At 58.6% G+C, this 16,317-nt stretch carries 9 protein-coding genes and 1 pseudogene; 9 read left to right on the forward strand and 1 reads right to left on the reverse strand.

Features of this window, described 5'->3' with window-relative positions:
- Positions 1 to 169 precede the first annotated feature (169 nt).
- From recC to yfiB, 6 genes are all read left to right on the forward strand, one after another.
- The gene (gene recC, locus AC07NR_RS28580) at positions 170 to 3,622 is read left to right on the forward strand and encodes an exodeoxyribonuclease V subunit gamma (RefSeq protein ID WP_495079961.1); all 3,453 of its coding nucleotides are present in this window, start codon (positions 170 to 172) and stop codon (positions 3,620 to 3,622) included.
- Positions 3,619 to 7,308, forward strand: a complete 3,690-nt coding sequence (recB, locus tag AC07NR_RS28585; RefSeq protein ID WP_248738398.1) for an exodeoxyribonuclease V subunit beta — start codon at positions 3,619 to 3,621, stop codon at positions 7,306 to 7,308. Before recC ends, recB begins: the two co-directional genes overlap by 4 nt.
- A complete protein-coding gene (recD, locus tag AC07NR_RS28590) occupies positions 7,305 to 9,410 on the forward strand; it encodes an exodeoxyribonuclease V subunit alpha (protein WP_495079962.1) in 2,106 nt (701 codons plus the stop codon). Before recB ends, recD begins: the two co-directional genes overlap by 4 nt.
- Positions 9,411 to 9,529: 119 nt before the next feature.
- Positions 9,530 to 10,105 (forward strand): regulatory sequestration protein YfiR, encoded by a 576-nt coding sequence (gene yfiR / locus AC07NR_RS28595; RefSeq protein ID WP_114881328.1) that lies wholly within the window; start codon positions 9,530 to 9,532, stop codon positions 10,103 to 10,105.
- On the forward strand, positions 10,102 to 11,370 hold the full coding sequence (gene dgcN / locus AC07NR_RS28600; RefSeq protein WP_495079963.1) for a diguanylate cyclase DgcN/YfiN: 1,269 nt from the start codon (positions 10,102 to 10,104) through the stop codon (positions 11,368 to 11,370). Before yfiR ends, dgcN begins: the two co-directional genes overlap by 4 nt.
- Entirely contained in the window at positions 11,370 to 11,870 is a 501-nt protein-coding gene (yfiB, locus tag AC07NR_RS28605) for an outer membrane lipoprotein YfiB (RefSeq protein ID WP_192552822.1), read from the forward strand. The genes dgcN and yfiB overlap by 1 nt, the downstream gene beginning before the upstream one ends.
- Here the strand turns inward: yfiB and AC07NR_RS28610 are convergent.
- A pseudogene (locus AC07NR_RS28610) lies at positions 11,867 to 12,004 on the reverse strand (LysR family transcriptional regulator); the annotation flags it as partial. The gene yfiB and the pseudogene AC07NR_RS28610 overlap by 4 nt on opposite strands.
- 43 nt (positions 12,005 to 12,047) lie before the next feature.
- Here AC07NR_RS28610 and AC07NR_RS28615 point away from each other — a divergent pair.
- From AC07NR_RS28615 to AC07NR_RS28625, 3 genes are all read left to right on the forward strand, one after another.
- Positions 12,048 to 13,433, forward strand: coding sequence for a tyrosine-type recombinase/integrase (locus AC07NR_RS28615; protein ID WP_495079964.1), 1,386 nt, complete (start codon positions 12,048 to 12,050; stop codon positions 13,431 to 13,433).
- Between the two features lie 522 nt (positions 13,434 to 13,955).
- Positions 13,956 to 14,546 (forward strand): recombinase family protein, encoded by a 591-nt coding sequence (locus AC07NR_RS28620; protein ID WP_495079965.1) that lies wholly within the window; start codon positions 13,956 to 13,958, stop codon positions 14,544 to 14,546.
- Positions 14,547 to 15,803: 1,257 nt separating this feature from the next.
- Positions 15,804 to 16,127 (forward strand): hypothetical protein, encoded by a 324-nt coding sequence (locus AC07NR_RS28625; RefSeq protein WP_495079966.1) that lies wholly within the window; start codon positions 15,804 to 15,806, stop codon positions 16,125 to 16,127.
- The last annotated feature ends 190 nt before the right edge of the window (positions 16,128 to 16,317 follow it).

Here is a 16,317-nt window from a genome sequence, read left to right on the forward strand (position 1 = left end):
TAGGTCATCGTCAAGATTAAATTCCGAAACCCCAATTGCGAAAGCAGTTGGGGTTTTGTTTTGCCCGCAGGAAAGTTCGTACAGCATTCTCGGACGCCTTGCGGCTGCCCTAGCCAGCCGGGAATGCTAAGGTTCAGCCCTAGCTTTTGTACTTTTCCAAGGAAGCCTTATGCCGGACACTCAGTCCCTCAACGCTGCATTCATGGTGGTCCAGAGCAACAGCCTGGACGAACTGCGCAGCCTTGTGATCAGCATCATGCGGCGTTATCCGCTGGCTCCCTTGGAGAACGAAATTGCGCTCGTGCAGAGCAACGGCATTGCTCAATGGCTCAAGCTTGCACTGGCTGAGGATCCTGAAGAGGATGACTTGGGTGGCTGCGGTATTGCCGCTGCAATTGATGTGCAGTTGCCGGGCAGTTTCATGTGGCAGCTTTATCGCATGGTCCTGGGGCGAGATGAGATTCCGGCCAAGTCCTTGCTCGACAAGGCCCCTCTGACCTGGCGACTGATGCGCCTGTTACCGCAGGTCATTGACCTGCCGCATTTCGAACCCCTGCAACGATTCCTGACCCATGACACCGACTTGCGCAAGCGCTACCAGTTGTCCGAGCGTCTGGCGGATCTGTTCGATCAGTATCAGGTATACCGTGCCGACTGGCTCGAGGATTGGGCCGAGGGTCGTCATCAGCTACGAAATGTCAGGGGGGAGGTGAAACCGCTGCCCAGCACCAGTTGCTGGCAGGCGGAGCTGTGGCGCGCATTGCTTGAAGATGTCGGTGAGCAAGGCATGGCTCAAAGTCGGGCAGGCGTGCACCAGCGATTCATCGAGTGTATCAACAACCTTGAAAAAGCACCGACAGGCTTGCCGTCACGGGTAATCGTCTTCGGAATTTCCTCACTGCCTGCACAAGTACTCGAAGCATTGGCTGGGCTGGCCCGTTTCAGCCAGGTCCTGCTCTGCGTACATAATCCTTGCCGTTATCATTGGGCCGATATCGTTGCCGACAAGGATCTGTTGCGTCATCAATACAAGCGTCAGGCTCGCAAGAGCGGCATGCCCGTAGTGCTGGATCCAGAGTCACTGCATCAACACGCCCATCCGCTGCTTGCCGCCTGGGGCAAGCAAGGTCGTGACTACATCAATCTGCTCGACAGCTATGACGACCCCGGCAGCTATCGCGCGGCATTTCGCAATGGTCGTATCGATCTGTTCAGCGAAACGGCCCCGCAAAACATGCTCAATCAACTGCAGGATGACATTCTGGAGTTGCGCCCGCTCAGCGAGACGCGTGAGCTCTGGCCTGAAGTCGATCTGAAGCAGGATCAATCGATTCGATTCCACATTGCCCATAGTGCGCAGCGCGAAGTCGAGATTCTCCACGATCAGCTCCTGGCTCGATTCAGCGCCAATCCGGAACTGCGTCCCCGCGATGTGATCGTGATGGTGCCCGACATCGACAGTTATGCACCGCACGTCCGTGCAGTGTTCGGGCAACTGGATCGTAACGATCCACGGTTCATTCCTTTCACGCTGGCCGACCAGGGGCAACGCGGTCGCGACCCATTGCTGATCGCCGTCGAACATCTGCTCAAACTGCCCGACAGTCGTTTCCCCGTCAGTGAAATTCTCGACTTGCTCGATGTGCCGGCGTTACGCGCACGGTTCGGGGTGGAGGAGCGGGACTTGCCGACACTGCATCGCTGGATCGAAGGCGCCGGGGTGCGTTGGGGGATGGACGCTGACCAACGTGCCGGACTGGGATTGCCAAATGAACTGGAGCAGAACAGCTGGCGTTTCGGCCTGAAGCGGATGCTCCTTGGTTACGCGGTTGGCGATTCCAGTGCCTGCGCAGGCATTGAGCCCTACGACGAAATTGGCGGCCTCGATGCCGCGCTGATCGGTCCGTTGTCCGCCTTGCTGGATGCCTTGGAGTACTCGCACCAGCAATTGCTGAAGCCTGCGAAACCTCAAGAGTGGGGGAGTCGGTTACAGGTACTGATGCAGTTGTTTTTCAAAGCGAGCAATGAGCATGACGACTACTTGCTGACTCAGCTTGAGGACCTACGCGAAACATGGCTGGAGACCTGTGAGTCTGTCGGACTGGAGGATGAGTTGCCGCTGACCGTTGTTCGCGAGGCCTGGCTGGCCGGGCTGGATCAAGGGCGCTTGTCTCAACGGTTCCTGGCCGGTGCAGTGAATTTTTGTACCTTGATGCCGATGCGGGCAATTCCCTTCAAACTGGTTTGCCTTCTGGGCATGAACGATGGCGATTATCCCCGGGCACAACCACCGTTGGACTTCGACCTGATGGGCAGCGATTACCGGCCGGGAGATCGCTCCCGCCGTGAAGATGATCGCTATCTGCTGCTCGAAGCACTGCTGTCTGCTCGTCATCAGCTCTACATCAGTTGGGTTGGACGCAGCATTCGTGACAACAGTGAACGGCCACCCTCGGTGCTGATCGGTCAGTTGCGCGATCATCTCGCCAATGGTTGGCGAACGACTGATGAGAGTGCGGATCTGTTGCATGCCATGACCCAGGATCACCCGTTGCAGCCATTCAGTTCACGTTACTTCCATGACGGTGATGAGCTGTTCAGCTATGCCAATGAATGGCAGCTGCTGCATCAACTTCATGAGCCTGCCGAAGTGAAAGGAATGCTTGAACCCCATGTCCAGGAGGAGCCGCTCGGCCTTGCACTGCTGCAGGATTTTCTGCGTAACCCGGTTCGACACTTTTTCACTCAACGCTTGAAGGTTTACTTCGAAGCGGCGCAAGTGCCTCAAGCCGATGAAGAGCCTTTTGTGCTGGATGCATTGCAGCGATACACCCTCAGCAGCAGTTTGCTCGACGCGGCCTTGAGGCATCCGGAGAGTGTTGATCAGGCGCTTGAAGCTCAGGCCCGGCGCCTGCAAAACAGCGGACTGCTGCCCATGGCGGGATTCGGAGAGTGTCTGCAGCGAGAGTTGATCGAACCCCTTCCTGATTTGCTGCAACGCTATCAACAACTGCTGACGCTTTGGCCGACTCCGCTGACCAGTGCGATCCCGATCAATCTTGAATGGCAGGGATTACGCCTGGAAGGATGGCTTGGAGGTTTGCATCAGCGCGCCGATGGCGGTGTGCTGTCGGTGACGACGATCCCCAACAGCATCGGTTCAATCAAGAACCGCAAATGGCACCGTCTGATCAAACCGTGGGTCGATCATCTGGTCGCTTGTACGAGCGGGCTGTCCTTGACCACTGCGCTGGTCGCCAGCGACGACACTCTTTTGCTTGAACCCATGGAGCAGGATCGGGCATGGCGGATACTCGAAGACCTTCTGCTCGCCTGGCAGGCAGGAATGCGCCAGCCACTTCCGGTTGCAGTGAAAACCGCTTTTGCATGGCTGGGCCAGAGCGACCCGCTGAAGGCTGAAGCCGCTGCACGCAAAGCCTATGAAGGTGATGGCCAGACCAGCGAAGGCGAGAGACGCGAAAGTCCCGCATTGGCGCGGCAGTTCCCGGATTACGATGCTTTGCTGGTCGAGGAAACATTCCCCGATTGGTGTAACGCTCTATACCGCCCGGTGCTCGAAGCCCCCTGGCAGTCATTGGCCAGCGAGGGGGTGCGTTCATGAGTACACAGCAGCCACTTGCCCTGGCGTTTCCATTGAAGGGCAGTCAACTGATCGAGGCCAGCGCGGGCACCGGCAAGACGTTCACCATCTCCGCGTTGTATCTGCGCCTGATCCTTGGTCATGGAGGCGAAGCGAGTGGCTTCGGTCGTGAACTGCTGCCACCGCAGATTCTTGTAGTGACCTTCACCGATGCGGCAACCAAGGAGTTGCGCGAGCGCATCCGCACACGTCTGGCCGAGGCCGCACGCTTCTTCCGTGACGAGACGCCGCCTCCTGATACGTTGATCGATGAGCTGCGCGCGCAGTTCGATCCTCAGCAATGGCCCGGTTGCGCCAATCGCCTGGATATCGCCGCGCAATGGATGGACGAGGCTGCGGTCTCGACGATCCACAGCTGGTGTCAGCGAATGCTGCGCGAACACGCATTCGACAGCGGCAGTCTGTTTACCCAGTCTCTGGAAACCGATCACAGCGATCTGCTCGGCGAAGTGCTCCGTGATTACTGGCGCCTGTTCTGCTATCCGATGCAGGGGGATGCCCTGAATTGGGTTCGTACTAACTGGGGAGGTCCGGCCGCCCTGTTGCCTCGTGTACGTGCTCTCTTCGGCACTGAACGTGACGGCAAGGAAGACAGATCTCCGGCCGAACTGATCGACGAGTGCCTGCTGGAACGCCGCGCAGCATTGGTTGAATTGAAAAAGCCCTGGCAGCAGTGGGCGGAAGAATTGCTCGCCATTTGTCATCAGGGTGTTGCCAGCAAGACAGTCGACGGACGCAAGATGCAGGCCCGCTACTTTGAGCCCTGGTTCGAGAAGCTCAAGACCTGGGCTGAAGACGAGTCACTGGAACAACTGGATATCGGTACCGGATTTACCCGGCTCACGCCGGACGGCATGGCCGAAGCCTGGAAAGGCGAGCCCCCGAGTCATCCGGGACTGGACGCGATGTCGAGGCTCAAGTCGAGTCTCGACGGGCTGCCGACGCCTGACGCGGCTGTGTTGCAGCACGCCGCCAAATGGGTAGGTGCGCGCTTTGAGGAAGAGAAGCGCAGACGTGCCGAAATGGGCTTCGATGACATGCTGCTGCGCCTTGACGCCGCGTTGCGATCCGAAGGCGGCGAGCGCCTCGCCACGCTTATCCGCGAGCAGTTTCCGGTCGCCCTGATCGACGAATTCCAGGACACGGATCCGGTGCAGTACCGGATCTTCGAGAACATCTATCGCATCGAGGAAAACAATCCCGAGACCGGACTGTTTCTGATCGGAGATCCCAAGCAAGCGATCTATGCCTTTCGTGGCGCGGACATCTACACCTACCTGCGCGCGCGAATAGCCACCGCAGGGCGACTGCATACGCTGGGTACGAACTTTCGCTCCAGCCACGGGATGGTCCGTGCAGTAAACCAGGTGTTCGAGCGCGCCGAGTCCCGTGAGCAGGGACGCGGTGCGTTTCTGTTTCGGGAGAAAGACGGTGACAACCCGGTGCCGTTTCAGCCTGTGGATTCTCAGGGGCGCAAGGAGCATTTACTGATTTCCGGGCAAGACGTGCCGGCGCTGAACATCTGGCGTTTATCCACCGAGCAGCCAGTCTCCGGTGCGGTCTACCGCCAGCAGCTGGCGGCGGCCTGCGCCAGTGAAATCACTGCCCTGCTCAATGGCGGACAAGCCGGCAGCGCGGGTTTCGAGCAGGACGGCAAGGATTTTCGCGGGCTGCAGCCGGCGGACATCGCAATTCTGGTGCGCGATGGCAAGGAGGCTCAAGCGATACGCGGTGAGCTTGCCGCCCGTGGGGTGCGCAGCGTCTATCTTTCGGACAAGGATTCAGTCTTCGCGGCCCAGGAGGCCCATGACCTGCTGGCCTGGCTCAAGGCCTGTGCCGAGCCGGATGTCGAGCGCTCACTGAAAGCAGCCCTGGCCTGTATTACCTTGAATCTGCCGTTGGCTGAACTCGAGCGCCTGAATCAGGACGAACTGGTCTGGGAAGCCCGAGTCATGCAATTCCGAGCCTATCGCGAGATCTGGCGTAAACAAGGCGTGTTGCCGATGTTGCGGCATCTTTTGCATGACTTCCATCTACCGCAAACCCTGATCGCTCGCAGTGATGGTGAGCGGGTGCTGACTAACCTGTTGCACCTGTCGGAGTTGTTGCAGCAGGCGGCCTCCGAACTGGATGGCGAGCAGGCGCTGATCCGTCATTTGGCCGAGCACCTTGCGTTGTCCGGTCAGGCGGGTGAGGAGCAAATCCTGCGCCTTGAAAGCGACGAGCAACTGGTCAAGGTCGTGACGATCCACAAGTCCAAGGGGCTTGAGTATCCGTTGGTGTTTCTGCCCTTCATCTGCTCGGCCAAACCCGTGGACGGCAGCCGGCTGCCGTTGCACTACCACGATGCATCCGGCAAGGCTCAGGTCAGTCTCAAACCGGATGCCGAGCTGATTGCCCTGGCCGACAATGAGCGTCTGGCGGAGGATCTGCGTTTGCTCTACGTCGCGCTGACCAGGGCACAACATGCGTGCTGGCTCGGTGTGACGGACCTTAAACGCGGTAATAACAGCAGCTCGGTCCTGCATCTTTCAGCATTTGGCTATCTGCTGGGTGGTGGCGCGTCACTGAGCGAGTCCAGCGGTCTGACCCGTTGGCTCGACGATTTGCACCAACATTGCCCAGCGCTGAGCATCGTGGAAATGCCGCTGGCAACCAGCGAGCGTTACCTGCCACCCCGCAACGAAGCGACCCCAAGTGCCACGTTAATCCCCAAACGCAAGGCCAGCGAAAACTGGTGGATTGCTTCCTATAGCGCATTGCGCATCAGTGATGTGTTGAGCGTGGGCAGTGATGAAGCACCTGACAGTCCCCAAGCGCAGAAACTGTTCGACGACGAGCGCCTCGAGCCCGATGCCCCCCGCGAGATCGTTCCGGGAGGCGCCGAGATTCACCGCTTCCCCCGAGGACCGAATCCGGGAACGTTTCTTCACGGACTGCTCGAATGGGCAGGCGATGAAGGTTTCGCGGTTTCGCGCGAAGCGTTGGAAGACGCGATCGCCCGGCGCTGCAATCGTCGTGGCTGGGAAGGCTGGATCACGACTCTCAGCGACTGGTTGCAGCATCTGCTCAAATCGCCGATGCCGGCAGGCGCCGGTCGACCTTCAGTCGTGCTGGAGCAACTGAAACAGTATCGGGTCGAGATGGAGTTCTGGTTCGCCAGCCACAAGGTCGATGTCGTCAGACTCGACGAGCAGGTACGCAAGTTCACCCACAACGGCGTTGCCAGGGTTGCCGCCGAGGCCGTGCAACTCAACGGCATGTTCAAAGGGTTCATTGACCTGACCTTTGAGCATGATGGTCGTTACTACGTGGCGGATTACAAATCCAACTGGCTGGGCGTCGATGATGCCGCCTACACCGAGCAGGCCATGGAACAGTCGATTCTGGAAAACCGCTACGACCTGCAATACGTGCTGTACCTGCTGGCACTGCATCGTCAGCTCAAGGCCCGCCTCGCCGATTACGATTACGACCGGCACGTGGGCGGTGCGCTGTATCTGTTCCTGCGGGGTACACGGGCAGACAGCGGTGGCGTGTATTTCGCGCGGCCTCCACGGGAGCTGATCGAGCGTCTGGACCGGATGTTCCAGGGTAAACCGGAACCGAAATCCGAGCCGGTATGGGAACAGGGAGAATTGCTATGAGCCGCACCTTCGCGCACTTGTCGCCGATTGCGCTGGATGCAGACAGTCTTGCTCGACTGACGCCCCTGATGCAGGCCGAGGACTTGCTGCAGTTGCTGACCCACTGGGTCGAGCGAGGGTGGCTACGGGCTCTGGACAAGGCCTTCGTGACGTTTCTTCACGAGTTGGTGCCAGACGTCGACCCGCTGGTCCTGCTTGCCGCCGCTTTGACCAGTCACCAGCTCGGTCATGGTCATGTGTGCCTGGATTTGTTCGAAACCCTCAAGGCTCCTGACTTTGCCCTGTCCCTGCCACCTGAAGGTGATGCGCAATCCGGTGTGTTGTTGCCATCGCAATTGCTTGAGTCACTTGACGGCGCACACTGGTGCAAAGTGCTGGCCGGCAGCCCTCTGGTGGCGCTGGCTGCCGACGACAGTGAGTCTGCACGGCAATGCCCTCTGGTGCTGTCCGGTAAACGCCTGTACCTGCGCCGGTACTGGGCCTATGAACGGCGTATCGACACGGCACTGCGCCAACGTTTGGCAGAGCATGAACCGACGCCGGGTGATCTGTCGCAGCGACTGGACGAGTTATTCGGGTCGGCAAAGACATCCGGTGCGATCGACTGGCAGAAACTCGCCTGCGCACTGGCGACCCGAGGTGCCTTCAGCATCGTCACGGGCGGGCCGGGCACCGGCAAGACCACCACGGTCGTGCGTTTGCTGGCCTTGCTTCAGGCCCCGGCAGTCGAAGCCGGCCAGCCTCTGCGTATTCGCCTGGCCGCGCCTACGGGTAAAGCGGCAGCGCGGCTGACCGAGTCCATCAGCCAGCAAGTGCAATCGCTGGAAGTCGCCGAAGCCGTTCGGGAAAAAATTCCTTCCGAGGTAACTACCGTTCACCGCCTGCTCGGTAGTCGTCCCGGCACCCGACACTTCCGTCATCACGCGGGCAACCGCCTGCCACTGGATGTGCTGGTGGTCGATGAAGCGTCCATGATCGACCTGGAAATGATGGCCAACCTGCTTGATGCGTTGCCGTCACATGCTCGCCTGGTGTTGCTGGGCGACAAGGATCAACTGGCCTCTGTCGAGGCCGGTGCGGTGCTGGGGGATCTGTGTCGCGATGCCGAGGCGGGTTGGTACAGTCCGCAGACACGTCAGTGGCTGGAATCCGTGAGCGGGGAATCCTTGCAGGACGCCGGTTTGCACGAAGACACGGACGGTACGCACCCGCTGGCGCAGCAAGTGGTGATGTTGCGTCACTCGCGGCGTTTCGGCGAGGGCAGTGGCATCGGCCAGCTTGCGCGCCGGGTGAATCAGCAACTGCCGGATGAAGCTCGTCACTTGCTGGCAGCGCGAAGCCATGACGACGTTTATTCGCTGGCACTCAAGGGAGAGCATGACCATGCACTGGAACGCCTCGTTCTGGATGGGCATGGCGAGGGCCCTCACGGTTATCGGCATTACCTGAGCGTCTTGCGCAATCAGCGCCCGCCCGTCGGTGCCCCTCTTGAAAATCCCGGTTGGCTCGATTGGGCGCGAGCAGTCTTGCAGGCGTTCGATACGTTCCAGTTACTGTGCGCCGTGCGCAAAGGACCGTGGGGTGTCGAGGGGCTGAACCTGCGTATCACCGAAGCACTGCTCAAGGCGCGGCTGATCGACAGCGACCAGCAGTGGTATGAAGGCCGTCCGGTCCTGATGACCCGCAATGACTATGGCCTGGGGTTGATGAACGGTGATATCGGTATCGCTCTCAAACTGCCCGAACGAGATGGACCGAACGCCGGTGAACCGGTGTTGCGGGTGGCGTTCCCGCGTAACGATGGGCGCGGTGGGGTGCGGTTCGTGCTGCCGAGCCGGCTCAATGATGTGGAAACCGTGTACGCGATGACTGTGCACAAGTCGCAAGGCTCGGAGTTTGCCCATACCGCGTTGATCCTTCCCGACGCTCTGAATCCGGTATTGACCAAAGAGCTGATCTACACCGGCATTACCCGAGCCAAACACTGGTTCACCTTGATCGAACCGCGAGCCGGGGTATTCGAGGAAGCGGTGCAGCGCAAGGTCAAGCGCTTGAGCGGTTTGATGCTGGAACTGGAGGAAGGCGCGGCGCTTCGAGGGTGAAGTTGCCAGTGATTACTGGCGTTATCTGACCGACCGGTCAGAGGGGGCTGTATCGCTGGCGTTCCAACGCTGTGCTATCGTTGCGGCATCATTTCGTAACGATCCAAGAGAATCCCTGCATGAAGCTGGCTGTCTGGGCGACAGAGCGCGTAGTTGGCAGCAAGCGAGCGTTGCTTGCCGTTCTGCTCTGTTTGCTCACAGGCGGGGTTGCTGCCCAGCCGCAAACACCGGTCGGTATGGCTGAACAACGGGCCAAATCCGTCACTCAGGTAGTCCTTGGCATCCTCAGTTACGCCCGTTGGCCGGTCGAGCCTGCGCAATTGCGCCTGTGCATCGTCGGTCCCACCGAATACACCGACGATCTGGTGAAAGGCACGACCCAGGCTACGGGCCGGCCTGTCACGGTGCGTCGCCTCCTGGCCGATAACCCGTCCATCGTCAGCGAGTGCGATGCGGTGTATATCGGCAAGCTCACCGCCGATGAACGCAGCCGTCTGTTCGCTTCGCTGATCGGTCACCCGGTATTGAGCATCAGCGAGGGCGGCGATCAATGTACGGTCGGCAGCCTGTTCTGCCTGCGGGTCGGTGACGAGCAGGTGTCGTTCGAGGTCAATCTCGACTCCGTCGCCCGCAGCGGCGTGCGTATTCATCCTAGCGTGCTGCAGTTGTCGCGCCGCAAGCCGGCGGCTCCATGAGACGCGACAAATCCACAGGGCGTCCGACCCTGGGTTCGGTCATCGGTCGCGGGCATTTGATCGTGGCGCTGGTTGCCGTGGCGATGGCCAGTGTGTCCCTGACCCTGCTGGGCGTGCTGGCGCTGCGGGTCTATGCCGACCACAACCTGCACCTGATCGCTCGTTCGATCAGTTACACCGTGGAAGCGGCGGTGGTGTTCAACGACAAGCCTGCCGCGACGGAGGCGCTGGCGTTGATCGCCTCGACCGAAGAGGTGGCGGACGCGCAGGTGCTGGATAGCCAGGGTCAGTTGCTGGCGCGATGGCAGCGACCGGAAAACGGTTTGTTTTCCGGGCTGGAAATGCAGATCACGCGGATAGTGCTGGAAAAGCCGATCAGCCTGCCGATCCTGCACCAGGATCGCGAGATCGGCCGGATCCTGTTGATCGGTCACGGCGGCAGCCTGATGCAGTTTCTGTTGAGCGGTCTGGCGGGCATCATTCTCTGCACCGCGATCAGCGCCTGGGTCGCGCTATTTCTGGCGCGCAGTCAGTTGCGCGGGATCATCGGCCCGCTGCACAGCCTGGCGAGCGTGGCTCACGCCGCACGAAGCGAACGGGCACTGGACCGGCGGGTGCCACCGGCGAAAATCGCCGAGCTCCACAACCTCGGCAACGACTTCAACGCTTTGCTCGATGAGCTGGAGTCGTGGCAGACCCACCTGCAAAACGAGAACGAAACCCTTGCCCACCAGGCCACTCACGACAGCCTCACGGGACTGCCCAACCGGGCGTTTTTCGAGGGTCGCCTGATTCGTGCATTGCGCAGCGCCAACAAACTCAATGAACGCGTAGCCGTGCTGTTTCTGGACAGTGATCGTTTCAAGGAGATCAATGACAATTTTGGCCATGCGGCCGGCGATGCGGTGTTGGTGGCTGTAGCGAACCGGGTGCGCGCGCAGTTGCGCGAAGAGGACCTGGTAGCGCGTCTGGGCGGCGATGAATTTGCCGTGCTGTTGACGCCGTTGCACAAGACCGAAGACGCCGAGCGCATTGCCGACAAGATCCTCGCCAGCATGGACACTCCCATTGCGGTACCGGGCGACACCCTTGTGGTGACCTCGCTCAGTATCGGCATTGCGGTTTACCCCGATCATGGCGCCACGCCCGGCACCTTGCTCGATGCGGCCGACGCCGCGATGTATCAAGCCAAACGCCTGTCCCGCGGCGCCCAATTCACCGCCGGGTCGGAGCACCCGGTCGATCCCGTTCAAACCAGGAGCTGATGCCCGTGTTCTCAATTTCCTTTCGACTGATTTCCACCCTGTTACTGACCGCCATGCTGGCCCTGACCGGTTGCCAGACCGCTCCGCAAAAAGGCCTGACGCCGGCGCAGATTGCCGTGCTCAAGCAGCAGGGCTTTGAACTGACCGACGACGGCTGGGAGTTCGGCCTGTCGGGCAAAGTGCTGTTTGGCAGCGACATCGAAAGCCTGAACAAGCAAAGTACCGAAATCGTCGAGCGTATCGGCAAAGCCTTGTTGGGTGTAGGCATCGAACGGGTTCGCGTGGATGGCCACACCGATGCCTCGGGCAAGGAAGCCTACAACCAGCAGCTGTCGCTGCGCCGAGCGAAGAGTGTGGGCAAAGTGCTGACCACGGTCGGCATGAAGGAAGAAAACATCCAGCTGCAAGGCCTCGGTAGCCGCGAGCCGGTAGCCTCCAACGACACCGCCGCCGGCCGCACCGAAAACCGCCGGGTGTCGATCGTGGTCAGCGCCGACTAGTCGGCGAACTGCATCTCCCGGGTCTGTCCCATCAACAGCGCCTGATTGCGCTCGGTCACTTCGCGGATGTAATCCCACAACAGGGTGATCCGCTTCAACTTGCGCAGGTCCTCCCGGCAGTACATCCAGAACTTCAAGGAATTCAGGTTAACCCAATGATTACGGGGGCTAACCGCCATGAGCATCCTTGAAGTTCGATCTGCTGTATCAACCACTGTTACAAGTCTTACTACTCCCCTGAGGCCGGCCACAAGGCTCGCTAAGCCGTATTACTACCGACGCAACGGCATTTACTACATGCGTCTCAGGGCTACAGGCAGCACCACCAATCTCGCTTCGGTTTCCTTAAAGACCAATAACCGAAGGGTGGCTATGGATGCCGCTGAACAGCTCTCGGGCTTTGTCCGGGCTTTTCACTTGGAGAACCCAGACGCCCCTTGGAACAAGCTGAAGGAGCATTTTCGTTGTGTCTCGTTTGAGCTGTTTGGGGCTGAACGGGATAACGACGTCACGCAGGTGTGGGGCGGGTTTCATGAAGTCCACTCAGGTGATGTGGGCGGCTCAACGGGATCCATAAAGCCGACTGCGGATGTCCCGGTGTCTCTGTCTGAAGTGGCTCCAGCGATGACCTTTGAGATTCTTTCCAGTCTCTACTTGGCCGACCGTGGGCGGGATCAGAAGGCATCAACCCTGAAGGAAACCAAGATTTGCCACGGCACCATCTCTGCGGCCCTAGGTGAACTGGACATGAGGACGCACTCACGGGCTGACCTCGTAGCTCTCCGTGATCGTCTTGCAGATGGTCGCATGCCTTCAACGGTCAATAAGCTCATTGTGAAGCTGTCGGCTGTCCTCGCATGGTCTGTGGAGAACGGTCACATATCCAAGTCATACGATAAGAAGCTGAAGCTTACTAAGGGTCTTGAGTCGAGCCGTAAGGCATTTACACAGGATCAAGTGGGCTTGCTGGTGGCTTACTCCAACACGCTCCCTGAGTCCTCATGGAAGCGCTGGCTATTGAGTCTTGGTGCTATCACTGGCGGGCGCCTCAATGAAATCTCACAGTTGACGGTAAGTGACGTGCAGACCCTTGCTTCAGGAATCACCGCCATACATATCAACGAGATCGGTGAAGGTAAGTCGATCAAGAACAAACGTAGTGAGCGGTTAGTGCCACTGACTGACGGTGCCTATGGGTTCGACCTCGCAGCCTTCATGCGGTATGTCGATGCGCGCAAAGTCAGCGGGTCAGACTCATTAGCTCAGATCGGCTACAAAACAGCCGGAGAGTGGGTAAATCAACAAGCAATCCCAGAGGCTCTTGGTGACACGTATGGCCCAGGCTTGGTGTTCCATTCGTTGCGTCACTCGTTGGCTTCGCTAATGCAAGTCAAAGGAGTTCCTACGACGCATGCTCAGGCTGTGATGGGGCATGCTTCTGGCACGATTACTTTTGACACATACGGCTCTGGCGTTCCCGTTGAAACCATCGCTGAGGTACTCAGGGGGCTTTTTGTCAGTAGCGATCACCTACCCCGAATCAAAAATGGTTTGCACTTGTGAGAGGTTTCCCGCCGTTAGCCGCGCCCGGCTTCCCCCGTGGGGGAGGGGCAATGGCCTCTGTGCTGCGTCTGGTGGGCGAACGGGAGCCTTTATTGCCCTAGCCGGGGCCGGTGCATGCACTCCGTTGTACCGGGGCGATGCGGTCTGGTGAGGCTTGTCGGGTGGCTTGCCTCATGTATCACTCAGGGCCATTGCCGCAGCTTAAGTCGTGTTGGCGTGTAGCGTTGTATGACGGGCTGTGAGGGCAGTTGGCCCGTTACGCTGACTATGCCGAGGCTGTCGCTTTGTGTCCGCTGGTGGTTGGCTGACGAGCTGTGAGGTGCTGTCGAGTGATGCTGGTCTGGTTTGTCGCTGTCAGAAGGGGGCTGAGGTCATGTGGTGCCAACAATCATCCGTTTAATGGCACTGGCTGGAAAGGTCGTGAAGCGGTGACATCAAACTATGGTTGAAACTTGTTGGCACCATCGGTATTCTTGTCACCATTAAATGGCACCACCGCCATTGACTACAGGATGACAGACCATGACCACTACAGGCCGCACCTTCGCCTACTGCCGGGTATCGACTGCCGACCAGACCGCCGAAAACCAGACACACGCGATCAAGTCAGCCGGGTACACCCTGCGCGCTAACCGTGTGGTGTCCGAGACTATCAGTGGCAGCGTGCCAGCGATGGAGCGTCCGGGCTTCCTGTCCCTGCTCAATAAGATGGAAGAGGGTGACACGCTGGTGGTGCTGAAGCTCGACCGCCTTGGCCGTGACAGCATCGACATCCAAACCACTATTCAACAGCTTGACGATGCGGGTATTCGTGTCGTTTCCCTCGACCTTGGAAATACCGATCTAACCAGCGGCGCGGGTAAGCTCTTGATGCAGGTAATTGCAGCCGTGGCAGAGATGGAGCGTGACCGAATCCGCGAGCGTACTCGTGAAGGTCTAGCTCGTGCCAAGTCCGAAGGCGTGAAGCTGGGGCGCCCTGTTGCCGATGACGTGACCGCACAGGTTCATTCTTATCGCCGCCAAGGCTACAGCCAGTCAGCTACAGCCGCAGCACTGGGCATCTCTGTACGAACCGTGAAGCGACATTGTGCAAAGCGGGAAGCCGATGCATGATTTTTGGCAAAGGGCCGTTTCAGGGCACGCTAAGGGCGTTCTATAGCATCGAGGCGCTGACTGCCCCGACCTTATCTAGCTACCCGAATGCACTACGCATAGGTTGAGATGCACGGTGAGAAATGCGGCCAGAGGCCCGCGAGAGGCTATTACAGCTCAACCGAGCAGCATCTGGGATTCGCTTAGGGGGGGACGGCTTGAAATGGCTCCCGCGCGCCCAGATCCGCCGACTGTGGCGCTGGCGTTATTCATTGTCACTCACATTCCGCTATTGGTCGCCTGGCTCTTCCGTGACTGCATGTATTCCAATCAGCCCCAGACCACACTCAGACAGCGACCGGGCAGAATATAGATTGCCCCCCACCAAAAGCCTCAGGCGCTCAACGCGAGCCTCTGGGGCTTTCTCGTTTGAGGATATTCGCCCACGTCTGACAAAAGTCTCACACGTGAGACTAATACCGGATCGAGTTTTAAATTGCAGTATAGAAATAAACCTCCCGCGTGACTCGATTGGTAGATCTGGTCACAAAGTCTCACAGCGCCACAGCCCTTATAAACCGTGGTTTCGAGAGTCTCACACTATTTAAGTTGCAGTATAGAAGAATCCCCAGTAGCAACAGTAGTGTAAAAGCTACAGTAGCACCCTAGGGGGAGTAGGTTTAGTAGTCTCCAGTGGAAGATGTAGTGCATTAGCCTAGTAGAGATAGTTGTATTCCTCCCTTCTTCTCCTTATGGAGAAAGGGAGAACAATATCTGCAATGACGTATCCCGTTCACTGAGCCCTAGGCCGCTCACAGGCAATTGTGGGTAGAGTGCTGAGCCCAATACTGTCTAGCGCTTAAAAGACGAATAGCGAGCCTCTGGGGCTTCTGAGTTTGGCCTTAAGTCTCACACGTTAGACAGATTTAAGTTGCACTATAGATAGGCACGTCGAGTCTCGGCAGTAAACACCATTCAGTGAAACGCCCCCACCACTATTTCCCTATCTCAGGTCGATGCCCAAATGAGAATGATTCATGGGTTCATCGGTCTGTATCCCCATCGAAGATGGTAGCCACCAGTAGAACAAGTTCCACTAGTAGCCGCTCTTCTTGTTCTTCCTTGAAGAACAAAGCCAACGCAGTTGGTAGCAACCAGAAGCCGTTAGCAGCCCTCTCTTTCCGGGGAGGTTTGTTAGGACATCGTTGCAATAACCATACGATGCTCAAAGCGTACAGCACTGAGCCAGTAACCACCCACACTAGAGAGGTAAGACCAATGTCCAATCAAGACCCAGAAGATTACAACAGCACCCATATCACCGGTGACCGAGCAGAGAACAAGCGACGTTTCGGTGTCACTTTGCACAACATGCCTACAGTCCCGCTCTCTGCCATCAATGACCCTAAGCACAGCATCAATATCAGTTCGGAGTCAGGTAAGCGCATGGGCGCTTTGGTGCTGGTTGTCGATGAAGGCTTCGAGCTTACCGGTCGAATGCAGCTCATGATTGCTCACGGAAGCCGCACCACTGATGGCTGGACGCCTATCTGGTCGAGGTTCGTTGAGGCTCCTCAGTTCACTCCCGGTGCATCGGAATGAATCGCGGTGTGCAAGTCCTCACCAGCGCGAGCATGGTAGACCTGACAGGCAACGGTAGGACGCCACGTCAACCGGGCCAACCTATGGGCGTCATTGCCACAGGCCGCTTTGCTCATGAACCAGACCCGATAGAGCTGCAGGGAACCACCAGCACTACAGGCATGTATGACATGTCCAAGATGCGACGTAG

Source organism: Pseudomonas sp. GW821-FHT09C09, from assembly GCF_059418105.1.